The organism is Nocardia sp. NPDC050408 (assembly GCF_044458905.1).
Lineage (GTDB): Bacteria > Actinomycetota > Actinomycetes > Mycobacteriales > Mycobacteriaceae > Nocardia.
The window spans coordinates 357,330-372,574 of sequence record NZ_JBITIL010000004.1 but is presented as its reverse complement, the minus strand read 5'-3'; the positions used below and the strand labels follow the sequence as shown (position 1 = coordinate 372,574).

16 protein-coding genes are annotated in these 15,245 nt (G+C 64.1%); 5 read left to right on the top strand and 11 right to left on the bottom strand.

The window, feature by feature from the left end; genetic code table 11:
- The first annotated feature begins 137 nt into the window (after nucleotides 1-137).
- The gene (locus ACIBJI_RS15005; protein WP_364354768.1) at nucleotides 138-989 is read left to right on the top strand and encodes an alpha/beta fold hydrolase; all 852 of its coding nucleotides are present in this window, start codon (nucleotides 138-140) and stop codon (nucleotides 987-989) included.
- Between the two features lie 2 nt (nucleotides 990-991).
- Here ACIBJI_RS15005 and ACIBJI_RS15000 read toward each other — a convergent pair whose 3' ends face one another.
- Nucleotides 992-1,399, bottom strand: coding sequence for a VOC family protein (locus ACIBJI_RS15000; protein ID WP_364354765.1), 408 nt, complete (start codon nucleotides 1,397-1,399; stop codon nucleotides 992-994).
- Nucleotides 1,400-1,409: 10 nt separating this feature from the next.
- A complete protein-coding gene (locus ACIBJI_RS14995) occupies nucleotides 1,410-2,621 on the bottom strand; it encodes an FAD-dependent monooxygenase (RefSeq protein WP_396955322.1) in 1,212 nt (403 codons plus the stop codon).
- 95 nt (nucleotides 2,622-2,716) lie between these two features.
- Here ACIBJI_RS14995 and ACIBJI_RS14990 point away from each other — a divergent pair, with 95 nt between their 5' ends.
- The gene (locus ACIBJI_RS14990; RefSeq protein ID WP_364354759.1) at nucleotides 2,717-3,466 is read left to right on the top strand and encodes a TetR family transcriptional regulator; all 750 of its coding nucleotides are present in this window, start codon (nucleotides 2,717-2,719) and stop codon (nucleotides 3,464-3,466) included.
- 62 nt (nucleotides 3,467-3,528) lie between these two features.
- Complete coding sequence (locus tag ACIBJI_RS14985; RefSeq protein ID WP_397084537.1) at nucleotides 3,529-4,719, top strand: DUF3558 family protein; 1,191 nt, start codon at nucleotides 3,529-3,531, stop codon at nucleotides 4,717-4,719.
- Nucleotides 4,720-4,924: 205 nt separating this feature from the next.
- Here the strand turns inward: ACIBJI_RS14985 and ACIBJI_RS14980 are convergent, their stop codons facing one another.
- The 8 genes from ACIBJI_RS14980 to ACIBJI_RS14945 form a co-directional block, all read right to left on the bottom strand.
- Nucleotides 4,925-5,740: a class I SAM-dependent methyltransferase gene (locus ACIBJI_RS14980; RefSeq protein WP_397084535.1), complete on the bottom strand. Its 816-nt coding sequence runs from the start codon at nucleotides 5,738-5,740 to the stop codon at nucleotides 4,925-4,927.
- A gap of 407 nt (nucleotides 5,741-6,147) precedes the next feature.
- Nucleotides 6,148-6,621 (bottom strand): hypothetical protein, encoded by a 474-nt coding sequence (locus tag ACIBJI_RS14975; RefSeq protein ID WP_364354750.1) that lies wholly within the window; start codon nucleotides 6,619-6,621, stop codon nucleotides 6,148-6,150.
- A 130-nt stretch (nucleotides 6,622-6,751) separates the two neighbouring features.
- Nucleotides 6,752-7,972: a cytochrome P450 gene (locus ACIBJI_RS14970; RefSeq protein ID WP_364354747.1), complete on the bottom strand. Its 1,221-nt coding sequence runs from the start codon at nucleotides 7,970-7,972 to the stop codon at nucleotides 6,752-6,754.
- 8 nt (nucleotides 7,973-7,980) lie between these two features.
- Nucleotides 7,981-9,225, bottom strand: coding sequence for a cytochrome P450 (locus ACIBJI_RS14965; protein ID WP_364354744.1), 1,245 nt, complete (start codon nucleotides 9,223-9,225; stop codon nucleotides 7,981-7,983).
- Between the two features lie 8 nt (nucleotides 9,226-9,233).
- The gene (locus tag ACIBJI_RS14960) at nucleotides 9,234-9,839 is read right to left on the bottom strand and encodes an ATP/GTP-binding protein (RefSeq protein ID WP_364354741.1); all 606 of its coding nucleotides are present in this window, start codon (nucleotides 9,837-9,839) and stop codon (nucleotides 9,234-9,236) included.
- Nucleotides 9,814-10,164 carry a DUF742 domain-containing protein gene (locus ACIBJI_RS14955; RefSeq protein WP_364354738.1) on the bottom strand — a complete coding sequence of 117 codons (351 nt, stop codon included), beginning with the start codon at nucleotides 10,162-10,164 and terminating at the stop codon, nucleotides 9,814-9,816. The genes ACIBJI_RS14960 and ACIBJI_RS14955 overlap by 26 nt, the downstream gene beginning before the upstream one ends.
- Nucleotides 10,161-10,589, bottom strand: a complete 429-nt coding sequence (locus ACIBJI_RS14950) for a roadblock/LC7 domain-containing protein (protein WP_062987265.1) — start codon at nucleotides 10,587-10,589, stop codon at nucleotides 10,161-10,163. Before ACIBJI_RS14950 ends, ACIBJI_RS14955 begins: the two co-directional genes overlap by 4 nt.
- Nucleotides 10,589-12,019, bottom strand: coding sequence for a sensor histidine kinase (locus ACIBJI_RS14945; protein ID WP_364354733.1), 1,431 nt, complete (start codon nucleotides 12,017-12,019; stop codon nucleotides 10,589-10,591). The genes ACIBJI_RS14950 and ACIBJI_RS14945 overlap by 1 nt, the downstream gene beginning before the upstream one ends.
- Nucleotides 12,020-12,373: 354 nt before the next feature.
- Between ACIBJI_RS14945 and ACIBJI_RS14940 the strand changes: the two genes are divergently transcribed.
- Both ACIBJI_RS14940 and ACIBJI_RS14935 read left to right on the top strand, forming a co-directional pair.
- Entirely contained in the window at nucleotides 12,374-12,805 is a 432-nt protein-coding gene (locus tag ACIBJI_RS14940) for an SRPBCC family protein (RefSeq protein ID WP_364354730.1), read from the top strand.
- 10 nt (nucleotides 12,806-12,815) lie between these two features.
- A complete protein-coding gene (locus tag ACIBJI_RS14935) occupies nucleotides 12,816-13,601 on the top strand; it encodes an alpha/beta fold hydrolase (RefSeq protein WP_397084531.1) in 786 nt (261 codons plus the stop codon).
- Nucleotides 13,602-13,642: 41 nt separating this feature from the next.
- On the opposite strand, the gene ACIBJI_RS14930 is transcribed toward ACIBJI_RS14935, so the two are convergent.
- Entirely contained in the window at nucleotides 13,643-15,178 is a 1,536-nt protein-coding gene (locus ACIBJI_RS14930) for a DHA2 family efflux MFS transporter permease subunit (RefSeq protein WP_364354724.1), read from the bottom strand.
- Nucleotides 15,179-15,245 lie beyond the last annotated feature (67 nt).

Here is a 15,245-nt window from a genome sequence, read left to right as displayed (position 1 = left end):
GATCATAGATAGTCGCCCAGACCGCTGCGTCCCGAATCGCCCAGCGTTTCGCAATTATGTACCCAACGGTTCGCTTTGCGGGTCGATATCAGCGGCGGTGCACGATCCAAGCTAGAACGTGTTCTAACGTGTCCGGTATGGACGTGACATACGAAGGCACGAAACGAGAGCTCGCCACCGATCAGGGTGTACTGCGCTATCACGAGGCCGGCGACGGGCTGCCGCTGTTACTGCTGCACGGCTCCGGAATCGGCGTCAACGGCTGGCGCAACTATCGCGGGAATCTCGCGGTCTTCGCCGAGCACTTCCACTGCTACATCCTCGAATTTCCCGGCTTCGGCGTGAGCGACCCGGTCGACGGACATCCCGTGCTGACCGCAGGCGCGGCGGTGCTGCGATTCATGGACGGGCTCGGCATCGAGTCCGCGGCCATGGTCGGCAATTCGATGGGCGGTGTCGTCGGGGCGAATCTGGCGATTGCGCATCCACAGCGGGTGCGCAAGCTGGTCACCATCGGCGGAATCGGTCCGAATATCTTCAGTTCCAGTCCGAGCGAAGGGATTCGGCTGCTGCAGGAATTCGCCGACAAACCCGATCGGGACAAGTTGCTGCGCTGGTTGCGGGCCATGGTCTACGACCCCGCGGTCATCACCGATGAGATCATCGAGGAACGCTGGGCGGCCGCGCAGCATCCGGATACCCAGAAAACCGCCGCCATGATGTACAGCTCGGCCGCCTGGACCATGCAGCAGAAATTCCTGGCGAATTCGAGTACGCCACCCTATTGGTCGATGCTGCACAAGGTGCAGTGCCCCACCCTGCTCACCTGGGGGTTGGACGACCGGGTCAGTCCGCCGGATATGGCACTGGTGCCGATGCGCCAGATTCCCAATGCGGAACTGCACGTATTCCCGAATAGCGGCCACTGGGTAATGATCGAAGCCAAGGCGGCCTTCGAACGCGCCGCCCTGGAATTCCTGCGCCGCTGAGCTCAGCGATCCGGATAGACCGCGATCTCAACCAGATTGCTATCGAGATCGCGGCAGTAGTGCGAGATCATGTCACCGATCGCGCCGGACTTGGTGACCGGACCATTGGTGATCTCGATACCACAGGCCGCCAAGTGATCTCGCACTTCCTGGGGCGATGCTTGGGTGACGAAGCACAAGTCCGCCGAACCTGCGGCCTCGGTGCGCGCCGTCACCCAGTCAGGGTCGACCGCGAGGGCACCGATCGGCCGCAGGTTGATCTTCTGATTGCCGAAGCACAGTGCGGTGCGGCCTTTCGATCCGAACTTCTCCACCCGCATGCCGAGGACTTTTTCGTACCACGCGGCGGTCGCCTCGATATCGACGCAATTGATGACGATGTGGTCGATCCGATCGACTGAGAACCCCATGGTCGGCACCCTACGCCGGGCGACACGCCTTGGCAGTGACCGGACTCTCGGGGTATTCAGGCAAGGACTCGTTTGTCTTCGGCGCCATGATGCGTTCCATACCCGCCATGGACTCCAGCACGGGCAGCCGCGTGAGGGTATTCCGAATTGCCATGCCCGAGCGGGTTTTCGGCACCATCAGCCGCAGATTCGGGCCGATCTGCTGTTTGCGTTCGACCAGCGCGCGGTGGCTCTGCTCGTAGCGGCGAAAACCGATGCGGTAGTCGCCATTCGCTGCCGCGAGTGCACCGGCGAGCCGATATGCGCCCACGAGGGCGAGTTCGGCACCGGCGCCGGAGGCAGGTGAGGCGCAATAGGCGGCGTCACCGACGAGGGCGATGCGGCCGGTCGACCAGGTATCCATGTGGACCTGGCCGAGGGAGTCGAAATACAAGTCCGGATCGGCGAGGGCGCCGTCGAGCAGTTGTGCCACGTGCCATGCGGATTCGGTGCCGAACCGGTCGGTCAGCAGCGCACGGGCCGCGGTGATATCCCGCGGATCGAGGTCGAGCAGTGGGCTGCGGAACATGAAGTAGGCCTTGGCCTGTGCGTGATTGCCGGAACGGTAGATGCCCGCCATCGCGCCCGGGGTGTTGTAGACGCTCACCCAGCGGTCGGGCCCGAGCGCAGCATCGGCGTTGCCGAATGCGAAGTAATGGTCCAGGTGGCGGACGAAATTCGATTCGGGGCCGAAGGCCGAGCGCCGCACGGTGGAGTGCAGGCCGTCCGCGCCGATGACCAGGTCGAACCGCCGTGGCGGGGCGTGTTCGAACGTGACGGTGATGCCGTCGTCGTCCTCGTCGAGGGCCCGAATCGAATCGCCGAACAGGTATTCCACGTCGGTGTTGTTGTCGTGCAAGATCCGGACGAGATCGCCACGCATGATCTCCACCTCGGCGCTGGCATATTTGTCTTTGATCTTCTGCATATCGACCTGGGCGATGGGATCGCCGGTGGCATTCACGAACCGCATACCGGCGACATCGGCGGCCGCCGACCGGATCTGCGCCATGATGCCCATGCGCTCGGCGACCTCGATCGCTTGATCCCGCACGTCCACCCCCTGGCCACCGACGCGCAGTCCGGCCGCACGCTCGACGATGGTCGGCTCGAAGCCGTGCCGCACAAGCCAATACGCCAATGTCTGTCCGGCGATGCTCGCACCGGAGATCAGAATCCGCATTGCCCGCTCCTTGTCTCGAAAATATCTGACCGTTGGTCAGCGAGGCAACTGTATGACGCTGACCAACGGTCAGTCAAGCGGTAGTATCGGTCACCATGGCCGATGATTCGCGTGCCCGCATCCTGCGGACCGCGCTCGACCTGTTCGCGGAGCGCGGATACCACACGGTGTCCGTGCGCGAGATCGCCGAACAGGTCGGGCTGACGAAAACCGCTGTGCTCTACCACTTTCCAAGCAAGAGCGAGATTGTCGCCGCGCTCGTCGAGCCGCTGCTGGTCGACAGCGAAATGGTGCTCGAGGCGGCGGCACGCGGGCGGGACGCGCAGGCGCGCCGCTGGGCGGTGGTGGGCGGGCTACTGGAGGTGTGGCTTTCACATGGTCAGTTGTTGCGGATGCAGATGCAGGACCAGGCACTATCCGCCGACGACGCAACCTTCGCGCGGTTGCGGACCATAGCGCTATCGGCACAGGAACTGATCGCCGGGCCGCATGCCGATTTCACCACTCGAGTGCGGGCCGCGCAGGTCTATGCGGCACTGAGCGATCCGGTGGTCATCTTCGCCGACCGGCCCGCCGACGAGTTGCGTGCGGCGATTCTCGATGGTGCCCGGCGGTTACTCGGCGCGTCGGCCGCACAAACTCGCCCCATCCACCTGCCGGTAGCCGCGGTCCCCACCACCCGCCCGAACCGCCGCGGCCGCCCCGGCGCAATGACCTCGGACATGATCGAATCCGCTCGCCGCATGCGAGATTCCGGCCGTCCGATCGACGAGATTGCCGCCGAGTTCGATGTCTCGCGTGCCACGCTCTACCGACACTTGAGCAAGCAGGCGAGCGAATTATGAGATAATTTTCGAGACGGCGCGTTCGAGGTATCCTGCTCCGCGAGCACTTCGACAGGGATGTAATGACACTCCGTACCTTGGCCGCAGCCGCCGCGCTGACACTCCTCTGTGCGAGCGCGGCGACCGGCTGCGGAAAGAACGCAACCGGGCACCCGGTGGCGGCGAGCAGCCCCAAGTCAACCGGAACAACAACTTCCACGCCAACCACCACCACCACCGGGCCATCCACTCCCGTGGACTCGGTAGGCAAGCACGACACCATCGTCACTGGCGCCGAAGCTGAGCCGCTGATGGCACGGATCCGCGCCACCGATCCGTGCTCAATGTTGGACACCGAGCCGTTGAAGTCGATGAATCTTGGAGCGAAGTCGGCGACGCGCGAGGGGCCAGGACTGGCCGGATGCCAACTCAGGGTAGGCGATCATGTTGGCGAACCCGCTTCGAAGGATGGGCTCTACCTGTTCGAACTGTCACTCGGTGAGGTATACGACGATGCCGACCGTGCTCAGGACAAGGCCGAAACGGTAAACGGCCGCGCAATCTACCGCTCCCACCTGGCTGACGACCCCACCTTCGCCGACACCTGCTATTACTACGTACCTGCCGGGCACACCGGCTACGCACACCGGATGCGGTTGCGCAAAGTTCCAGCCGACGGCGCACCGGACAAGACGCCATGGCTCGAAAAGTGCGATGTAGCAAAGAGTTATGTCAGCAAGATCGTCGATCGGCTGGACAGCCTGACTCCCCGCGACAAGCCAGCCGACGGGAGGGTGCTGTACAGCAAGAATCCCTGCACCGCCACAGACGCGGTAAAAGCTCAGTACAGCGATTGGACCTTGAACTCGACCAGCTGGATCGCTCCGTATCACTGCCAACTGAATTTCACCCAGCCAGGCGCGAAATACACGCTGCAGGTCGATCTCGAATACCGCATGGATACCGAGCAGAAGGCGTCCTCCGGACCCGGCAACGGCCCCTACCAGGCAGCGGGCCTGAGCGGGATCATCCTCCGATCAAACGTTTACGGCCCTGTCCCGTCGCGGTGCGCCGTCAGCCTCACATACCGGCCGAGTAGCGACGGCCGCCTGAACGGTCATCTCATCCGCCTTGCCGTCGATTGGACCGCGGTCCCTCTGGCCCAGTACGGAGACCCCGATCACCCGTCGGACGGTAGCTGGCCGCCACTCCCATCCGACGCCTGCGCCAACATCGACAATCTCAGCGCCGCCGCAGTGCGCGCGGCGGGCTGAGCTCTTCCCACGAAGGCTTTGCGGCGCTGACGTTCGGCGAGCCACCAGCGGGTGCTGCGAGAGGCAGGGGCGTTGCAGGCACGGGAGCGTGGGGCCTGCCGCATGCACAGTCTGCGCCGCGACGATCTCGACACCCATTTTCCCGGAGTACTTCGACGTCATCCTCGGCACCGCGTCCGAGATGTTGTGATCGACGGTTCTGCAATTACGGTGCGATTGCTGAAGCGATCACCTGGACGGCCCGGAGGCTACCGCCAGTCAGACCGCGGGTCAGATTCTCGGCCTTCTCGGCGAAGTTCCGCACGAAGGCATGCAGCCCAACGGGATCGGGTGGCGAAGCCAGTACCGTCCGCATGGTCGCGGCCGCTTGTTCGGTCAGATCATTGCACTGCTCGATGACGAAACCCGCCGTCTCGATTGCCCCGCGCAATGCATCGAAAGGCACCAGATGGCTCTGCTCCGGTTGTTCGGCCCAGGGCAACGGGTAGTCGGGGTCACCACCCGAACCTGCGGTGATATCCCAGATTGCGAGCAGCCCGTCCGCTACCAGGACTCGGCGGGCTTCTCGGTAGAGCAGTTCCTTGTCGGCGACATTCATCTGCACGTGCTGGCTGAAGGCCGCGTCGAAACTGCCGTCGGCGAAGGGCAGCGCGGTGACGTCGGCTCGGTGCACCGCAATCCGATCCCGCAGTCCGACAAGCTCATTGAGCCACTCGGCCGTGTCGCAATAGTCGGCGGTCAGATCCACGGCGGTCACCGGGCAACCGCATCGGTCCGCGATGAAACGGGCGGTGCCGCCGATCCCGCTACCGGCGTCGAGCACCCGGCTGCGCGGCGTGAGGCCGGTCAGCTCCACCAGTTGATACGTGGCGATGCGACCCATGGTGTGAAAGTCCTCGACCAGCGCGAGATCCGCGGGCCGGAGACTGCCGAGATTCCTGCCCGCGGCGATGAGTGCGCGTTCGATGCCGAGCCGGGAGATGCCGGTCGCGTACGGGATTTCGATCGAAATATCGTTCATTTCAGCACTTTTCGGTATATGACAACGAAGCGACCGTAAAGTAACCACTGGTCACATCTTCGAGTATGTGACCCCATGTGACCGCTGTCAACATATCCGCTGATTTGCGATCCCTCGGCCGAGTACTCGATCGGCGCAGTCGGCCGGACTGCTGGACCCGGAACGCAGGCCCGGTGCCGAAATCGCCGCCTGGTCGACGGTCCACGGCCTGGCCTGTCTGCTGATCGATGGCCCCCTGGCCACCGATCCGGCCGCCATCGGGTTCGTGGTCGGGCGGGTGCACGAACTAATCGACCGGGGACTGCTCGATCAGCGGCCGGAGACTTATCGGATCACTGCTGGGGGCCGTGCGGGTGATTGGCCGACCTGGGATCCCCGTGAAATGAATCATGGACCTGCTCAGGCGATCAATCCTGCTGGAACAGGTGGTCATAGCCGATTGCGAAGGTGTTGTCGGACGGATCGACAACCACATTGCGTCGGTCACCGACCTGCGGTGGCCGACTGCCGGTCGGTACCTCGCAGTCCGCGTCGAACGGTTCGATTTCTCGGCCGCTGATCCGCACCCTCAGTTCGGCGGTGTCCTGATTTTCGCCGCCAGGGATTATCCGGTGGACGGCGATGATCTCCGCTGTCGCCGCGACCCCGGCGATCCGGAATCGCTTCTCGGTTCGCCGCCACTCGTAGGTGCTGAATGCGATACCGATTCCGATTGGGAGTGTGAGGATTCCCGGACACAGACCACTGGCCAACGACTCACCGGTCAGCGCGAAGATCGGCCCGGTCAGTATGAGGCCGCCGGCGATCGAATACGCCAGCACACCCGCAACCGGACCGATGAGTTCGACCTGTTTCGACGATGACCCCTGCGTCAATATCATCCCCCGATCGCCGTCAATTTCTCTGGTGCAGGGTAGCTGAAGCAATCAGAGGGCCGCATCGAGCTGACCCAGGAAAGACACGAACCCCCTCCCGATCGAAATCGGAAGGGGGCCCGGCTTTTCAGGTGGACTAATCCAGCGTAACCGGCAGCCTGGCATGCCCGTTGGAGATGAAGCTGGCCACCGTCCCCAACTCGGACGGATCCGCTGCCAGCCGCATATTCGGAAACCGCGCGAAGATCGCGGGCAACGATACCAGCGCCTCGAGCCGAGCCAGTGGCGCACCCAAGCAATGGTGCACGCCGTAACCGAACGCCAAGTGGTCCTTACTGTCTCGGGACACATCGAATTGATCGGCGGTGTCACCATGCACTTTCGGGTCACGGTTGGCGGCCGCATACGAGGCGAGAATCGGCTCTCCCTTGGCGATATGCACCCCGTCGATCTCGATATCGTCGACCGCGAACCGCAGCGGCAGATGTGCGACCGGCGCCTCGAACCGCAGCGCCTCCTCGACCAGATCGGCCCAGGTCGCCCGTTCCTCGACAACCGTCGCCCGCTGCTGCGGATTGGTCAGCAGCGCGAAGATCGCCTGGTCGAGCAGGTTGACCGTGGTCTCGTGCCCGGCGCTGATGACCAGCAGCAGCGTATCGATCAGCTCCTGCTCGGTGAGCTGGGACCCGTCGTCCTCATCGCGGTGTGAGATCAGCAGACTCGTCATATCGTCGCCGGGATGGTCGCGTCGATACGCCACCAACTCGCCCAGGATCCGATACATCTCCATATAGTTCGCCTGCGACTCCGCTGGACCGAGCGAGGTGTCGAATATTCCGTCGACGCATTTGCGCAGGCCCGGATTGAGTTCTGCGGGCACACCCATCAATTCGGAAATGACCTGGATCGGCAGCGGATACGCGAAACCCTCACGCAGATCGACCGATTCGCCCGCAGGCGTCTTCGCGAGTTCGGCGAGCAGTTCCTCGGTGATCCGCTCGATCTGCCCGCGCATCGCCTCGGTGCGCCGATGGGTGAATGCGGGCGCGACCAACTTGCGTAACCGCTTGTGGTCCGCACCGTAGGCGGTGAACATATTGTTCACCGCGACCCACAGGAAAAGTGGCCAGTCCTGCGGAATCTCGCCATTGATGAAGGCCGGCCAGTGCTGGCTCGCATCCTTGGACACCCGCGCGTCGACGAGCAGCTGCTTGAGCAGCCCGGCATCGGTCACCGACCAGGCCCGCACACCGCCGGGCAATTCCACCAGCGCCACCGGCCCACGCTCACGCAAGCGTACGGATTCGCCCTGGATATCGGTTCCCGTCAGATCCAGGGTAGTAGGTTGTTGCGCCACAGATCTCCTTAAAGGATTACCAGCGGAGGGGATTTGGGAAAGGTGACGGGCAGCGATACCAGGGCCCGGTGGAACGGGCCAGGGCGCCAGCCGAGTTGTTCGGGCTCTGTCGCCAAACGCATTTCGGGAAGTGCGTCGAGCAGTTGGTCGATGGCGTCCTGGACGATGAGATAGGCGACCGACCGCGCCGGGCAGGAATGCGGACCCACACTCCACGCCAGATGCGAACGGTTGGGCCCGAATTCGCTCACCCCGATGGCGGGATCGTTATTGCATCCGGCCATGCTGATGATGACCGGTTGATGTGCGGGCAGCCAGACGCCGTCGATCAGGATCGGCTGTCTCGGGTAGGAGACGCAGTAGTTCGCCATCGGCGGGTCGGTGAACAGCACTTCGTCGAGTGCGTCACGGGTGGAAAGACTTCCGCCGTGCACGTTGCCCGCGAATCGGTCGTCGGTCATCATCAGCAGCAGTGTGTTGGTGATGAGATTCTGCTGCGGTTCGATGCCCGCACCGTAGATGGTGACGAGCTGGTGGATCATCTCCTCGTCCGAGAGCACGGTCGGATGCGCGATCAGCCGCGAGGTGATGTCGTCGCCGGGGACGCTGCGCTTCAGTGTGACGAGCTCGAACAGCGCATCGGTGAGCATCGCGTTGCCCTTATCGGCATTCACACCTTCGAAGATGGCCGCCATCCCGGTGGCAACCTGCTGGCCGATCTCCGGCGGGCAGCCGAGCAGGTCATTGAGCACCTGGAAGGTAAGCGGAAATGCGTATTGGCTGATCAGATCGGCCGCACCATCACCGCAGAAGGCATTGATCAGCGGGATGGCGGCATGTTCGACGACGGCATGCAGCGCGTGTAGATCGACTTCGGCGAGGCTTACCGCATTTGCCTGTCGATAGCGCAAATGCTCATTTCCCGCGCTGCGCAAGGCATTCGGCCGCCATTCCAGCATCGGTAGCACCGGGCATTCGCCGGGAATATCTCGCTGCCAGGTGCGTGGATCCGCCGGAAAGTGGTCTGGATCGTTGAGAATTCGTACGGCGGTGTGATAGCCGATCACCAAAGTGGCCGGTACACCGGGCGAAAGGTCGATCGGCACCAGAGATCCGTACTGGCTGCGCATTTCCCGGTACGCGCGGTGCGGATCTGCCGCGTACTCCTCGGAGTAGAGCGCTACGCGCGGGCCATCGGTATCGATCGGCGAACCGAACGCGACGGAGGCGGGCTGGTTTCTAGCTTTAGACAATGCGTCGGTTACTTCCGGGACTCCTGGCGATGGAATAGGAACTCGACGAGCGTGATCAGCGACCGCAGACAGGTGCTGCGCTGGCGCGCGTCGAGCGAGGTCAGCGGAGTATCCGGCGCGAGATCCAGTGCGTCCCGGATCTCTTCGAGCGGATAGCGCTTTGCGCCTTCGAATTGATTGACCGCAACCGAATACGCCACCCCGCGCTCCTCGAGCACGGACAACACCTCGTCGGCCTTCTCGATGCGCCGGGTGTCCACCAGGACCAGGGCGCCGAGCGCACCGCGCGCCAGCTCCTCCCACAGCGGGACGAAACGCCGCTGCCCCGGCGTCCCGAAAAGGTAGAGCGCGAGCGTGGGATTCAGCGTGATACGGCCGAAATCCATCGCCACGGTCGTCTGCGATTTGCCGGGTAATCCGGCCATATCGTCGACGCCGACACTGGCCTCGGTGATCGTCTCCTCCGTGCGCAGCGGCCGGATCTCCGAAACGCTGTTCACGAATGTCGTTTTGCCGACACCGAAATTGCCTGCCACCAAGAGCTTTACCGACCGGGTCACGGTCTCCGGCACATAGTCGACAGTGCGCTCAGGCCGGGAGAGCGCGGAGCCCATTGAGTACCTCCTCGAGCAGGGTGATCTCCGGCATGACTTCGGCCGGGGTCGGAGTGGCCAGGTGATCGCTGTCCAGCAGATCGGCTACGACGATCTTCACCACCGAGGGCGGCAGGTCGAGATAGGCGGCGATCTCGGCGATGGACAGGGCGCTGCGACGGCTGCACAGGTTCAGCACCTGGCGCGCATCGGGTGTCGCACCAGGTGCCGGATCTTTGGCGGCGACGACCAGGGTGACCAGGTCCAATTCACGACTGGGACGGATTCGCCCGCCAGTGCGCACGTAGGCCCGGACCAAGTCGGGATCTCGCCGGGACCTCGTCATGACGTCAAGCCGCCCTCAACCCTTCCGCGCGGCTGGGCGCCTAACTCGTGCCCGACCCGCCCGGCGAGTTCGTTCATGCGGTGCGCGACCAGCCCGATATCGGTCTCGGGCGTCGTCGAAACACCGAGCAGCGCACCCTCACCCGCCGCGGTAATGAGGATCATGCCCTGGTCGTATTCGGTCATGTTCTGGCGCACACCATTGTCTAGGCCACCGCAGAATTCGCCGAGCGCTTTACCTAGTGAGCGCAGACCCGAGGCAGCCGCGGCGAAACGCTCGGCATCATCCTTATTGACACCGTCGGAATGCGCGATCCGCAGCCCGTCGTCGGACAGCAGCACCGCGAACCGGACGCCGGGAACGTTGCTGAGATCCTCGAGTAGCCAACCCAGCCTATTGCTGCTGTCGGTCACCGGTGTGCTCATCAGGATGACATCCCTTCGCTGTTATCGGAGGCAGCAGCCTCGCGGCCGCTCTTGGAACCCATCTGCCAGGCGGAAGCGATTTCGGGACGAGCCTGTCCCGCTTCGGATTCGGTGCCGGTCTGAGCCGGCACCGAAGACACCGCCCGACGGCGTCGCTTGGGTAGGCCGCCACTGGTGATCTCGTGCACAGCGAAGTCCTCGTTCTCGGCGGGTTGTTCGCTCACCCCTGCCAAGACCGGAACCGGGGATAATTCGAAGGGCTTATCCTCGGCGACAGCGGTCGGCACGGGCTCCGGGGCCGGGTTGACGGCGGGCAAGGCGGGCTCGGCGTTCGTCACCGCGGTGACCAGCAGCGCCTCGGGGATGTAGACCATCGCCCGCATACCGCCGTAGACGTTCGGGCCATCGATGTAGACGGTGAACCCGTAGCGTCGGGCCAGTGCCGCGATGCCCGGGAAACCGACGCGCGGGGACGGGCCGAGCTGGTGGATGTCGATCGGGCGCTCGTTGGCGAGTACCTGCCTGGCCTCCTCCATCTGCTCCGCGTTCATCCGCACACCGGCATCATCGATGATGACGGTGACGCCGTGGTGGCCCTCCTGGAAGCTCACATCCACATACGACGTCGGCGGGGAGTAGCGCAGCGCGTTGTCGAGCAGGGTGGCCAGGGTGTGCACGAGCGGTTCCACCGCGCGGCTGATGACGATGCGGTCGAGCTGGTTGGCCCGCACCCGCAGGTAGTCACGGACACGCCCGATCGCGCCGCCGACCACATCGGTGAGCGACTGGGCGGGCCAGCGCCGACCCGGCAGACCACCACAGACGATCACGTACGACTGCGCCTGCCGCAGCATCTGCTGCACGGTGTGGTCGATGCGGGTCAGGGTGGCATAGACCTCGTCGTCACGGTGCTCGCGCAGCGCGGCGCTCACCACCTGACTGACATCCGCGCCGAGGCTGACCACGGAGGTTCCGAAGGAGCGCACCGCCGCACTGGTCGCGGCCCGCGAGGCGGATTCGATCTCGGCGCGAGTGCCCTCCTCGGTCGCCTTGATCGCCTGCTGCGCCTTTTCCTCGGCCTCGCGCGCGGCTTGCTCGTGCGCCTCGGACTGCACCAGGCGCAGGTCATCTGCGTAACGCTCGGAAATCCATTGCAGGCACTGGACGAACCGGGAATTCTCCTGACCCGTCGGCACCTCGATGGCCGAAACCGGTGCCTCGAAGCGGCGCACCGCCTCGGTCATCGCCGGCAGTGTCTGGCCGGCGAAGTGCTCGAGGGTTTCCTCTTGCGCCCGATTAGCTCTATTGAGGGCGTCGGCGCGGATCTTCTGTTGTTTCGCGTATTGCGCTACATACAACGCCGCCGCCACCGCAATAATGAGAGCGGGGGCGAGGATCCATGAAAGCACCACGGCGATATCTTGATTCATCAGCTCTCTCGTCGTTGCGACAGCCGGTGTCACTGCGCGTTGTCTTGCCTTCCTCGCGACGCCGACCAGGATCAACATTCGTCGAATGCGGCCACATCGACAGCGGCACCAACCCCAGAGTGCCCGCAGGGCAAGTGATTCGAAGAATCACCTACCGCGCGGATCGAGCCGATAAGTAGCTCGGCACCCGACGACCCGCCCACAGTAGCAGCATCGCCCGGAAGTCTCTCTCGAACCGAGGACCACATTCCGATTCCTCGAACTGCTAGCGCCCCCATGGATTTCGCTTACCACCCGATCGGTATGACCGAATGCCATAAATAGCGAACCGCGGGTACCGGATACTATGCGCGAATGGCAAAGCTGAAGGTGTCCGTCGACGTGCCGATTTCCCCGCAGGAGGCCTGGTCGCATACCTCCAACCTGACCGAACTCGACAAATGGCTGCTCATGCACGAGGCGTGGCGCAACGAGGTGCCCGCCGAGCTGACCGTCGGTACCCAACTGGTCGGTGTCGCATCGGTCAAAGGATTGCGCAATCGGGTCACGTGGACAGTCAAGGCCGCTGAACCGCCGCGCCGACTCGCCTTGAGCGGCGCGGGCAAGGGCGGTACCAAATTCAAGCTGGAACTGCTCGTTGCCGCGAAGGGTGCGGGCTCGGAGGTCACCGTCGATATCGATCTGGGTGGCGCGCCACTGTTCGGCCCGATCGGTTCCGGGGTCGCGCGGGCGCTGAAGGGCGATATCGAACGCTCGTTGGAGCGTTTCGTCGCGCTCTACAGCTGAGAAGTTCGACGTGCCGCATGCCAAGGCCGCGGATGGCGTCCGCATCGCCTATCAGACCGGCGGTGCGGGTGCGCCGCTGCTGCTGCTCGCCGGGCAGGCCAATAACCATCATTGGTGGGATGGAGTTCGCGCCGACTTCGAGACCGCGTATCGCACCGTCTCACTGGACTATCGCGGCACCGGAGACAGCGATAAGCCGGATATCCCGTACAGCACCCTCGGATTCGCCGAAGACGCGATCGCGGTGCTCGACGAGCTCGGCATCGAACAGGCCGCGGTGTACGGCACATCCATGGGTGGTCGGGTCGCGCAGTGGCTGGTCGCGCGGTTCCCGGATCGGGTGCGTACGTTGGTGCTCGGCTGCACCTCACCTGGTGGACGCCACGCGGTCGAGCGGGACGCCGAGGTACGGAAGTCACTGGCCCAGCCCGATCAGGTCGCCGCGCGGCGGGCGCTGTTGGAACTGATGTATACCCCGGAGCATCTGGCGAGCGCCGCAGGACCGTTCAACACCCTCGGCGACCCGAGCATGCCTGCCTACGCGAAGCGCAGACATCTCTACGCGAGCAATAGGCACGACGCATGGGATGTGCTCGCCGATATCGCGGTTCCGACGCTGATCGTGCACGGGAGCGAGGACCGGTTCAATCCCGCTGCGAACGCACCGCTGCTCGCGGAACGGATTCCGGATGCGCGGCTGGCGTGGATCCCGGGAGCTCGGCACGCCTACTTCGACGAATTCCGAAGCACCGCGAGCCCGCTCGTCCTGGAATTCCTGGACGCGAACCGCCCGTAATCCGAGTTCGCCTGGTACACAGGCGAACTCGGATCCTGCCGCTAGTGCACCAGCGCAGGCGTGTCCGCGACCTCGGGCAACTTCGGCTTGGTGCGCGGCAGGAATGCCGCGGGCACCAAGGTCAGCACCATGAGCACCACTGCCACGATGTAGGTGTGGCTGAACGCCGTCGCGGCCTGGCTCAATCCGGTCTCGACCGCACCGGGCGGCAGCTGCGCCGCGATCGAGGGATCGTAGTTCGACGCGATCGCCGGCTTGGCGAACGGATGCCGGTTCAGCAAGCTGCTGAGCACCACCGACATCGTCGCGGTGCCGATGGACCCGGCGGACTGGTTGATGATGTTCATCAGCGTCGTACCGCGCGCGACCTGCTGGTGGGTCAGCGTCTGGATCGCCGCGGTCATGGTCGGCATCATGGTGCAGCCCATGCCGAGGCCCATCACGAACAGCGCGCCCAACATGAACGGATACGACGTATCCGACTTCAGTTGCACGAAGAACACCGTGCCGAGTGAGATCAGCGAGATACCGGTCAACACGATCTTGCCCGGACCGATCTTGTCGACGAGTCGGCCCGCGATCGGCATCGTCAACATCGCGCCCAGACCCTGCGGCACCATCAGCAGACCGGCCGCCATGGCCGTTTCGCCGCGCACCTGCTGCAAGTAGGTCGGCAGCAGCAGGCCCGCTCCGAAGAAGGCGGTCGCGAACAGCACCATGGTCAACACCGCGAAGGTCAGCGACCGGTTGCGGAACAGATGCAGATCGATCAGCGGATGTTCGGTGCGCAGCGCGTGGAAGACGAACAGCACGATAAGCACCAGGCCGATGGCGGCGGGTATGAGCACCTTGGCCGCGACAACCGTGCCCTCACCCGGAATCGAGGAGATGCCGAACAGGAACAGCGCCAGACCCGGCGAGGCCAGCAGCATGCCGAGGAAGTCGAAGGATTCCGACGGCTCCGGGTTATCCGCGGGGAACACAATGAAGGCGAGTATGAGCGCGACAACCCCGACCGGAACATTGATCAGGAAGATCCACTTCCAGCCGTAGCTGTCGATAAGCCAGCCGCCCAGGATCGGACCGCAGATCGGGCCGAGCAGCATCGGCACCCCGAGCACCGCCATGACCCGCCCGACTCGTTGCGGACCGGCCGCGTGGGTCATGATCGTCATGCCGAGCGGCATCAGCATGCCGCCGCCCAGACCCTGGATGACGCGGAAGGCGATCAGCGTCTCCATACTCCACGCCTGGCTGCACAGCACCGAGCCGAGCACGAACAGCGTCAGCGCGAGCATGTACAGCCGTTTGGTGCCGAACCGGTCCGCCGCCCAACCGGTCAACGGGATGACGCTGGCCAGCGCGAGGGTGTAGCCGGTCATCGACCAGGCCGCGATCGCGGTGGTGGTGTGGAACTCGTTCTGGAATTTGGGGATCGCGACGGTTACGACGGTGATGTCCAGGATCGACATGATCGCGCCGAGCACGACCACTCCTGCCACCTTGAAAACCGCGATGTCGAGCTTGTCGGTCGCGGGATCCGCAGCGACTGACGTGGTATCCGGAGGATGTGTCACCGCTTAAGCCTTGCACCTCGCCGACCAAATGACCAGCACATTCTGCGACCTTCGCCACACCTGCGGG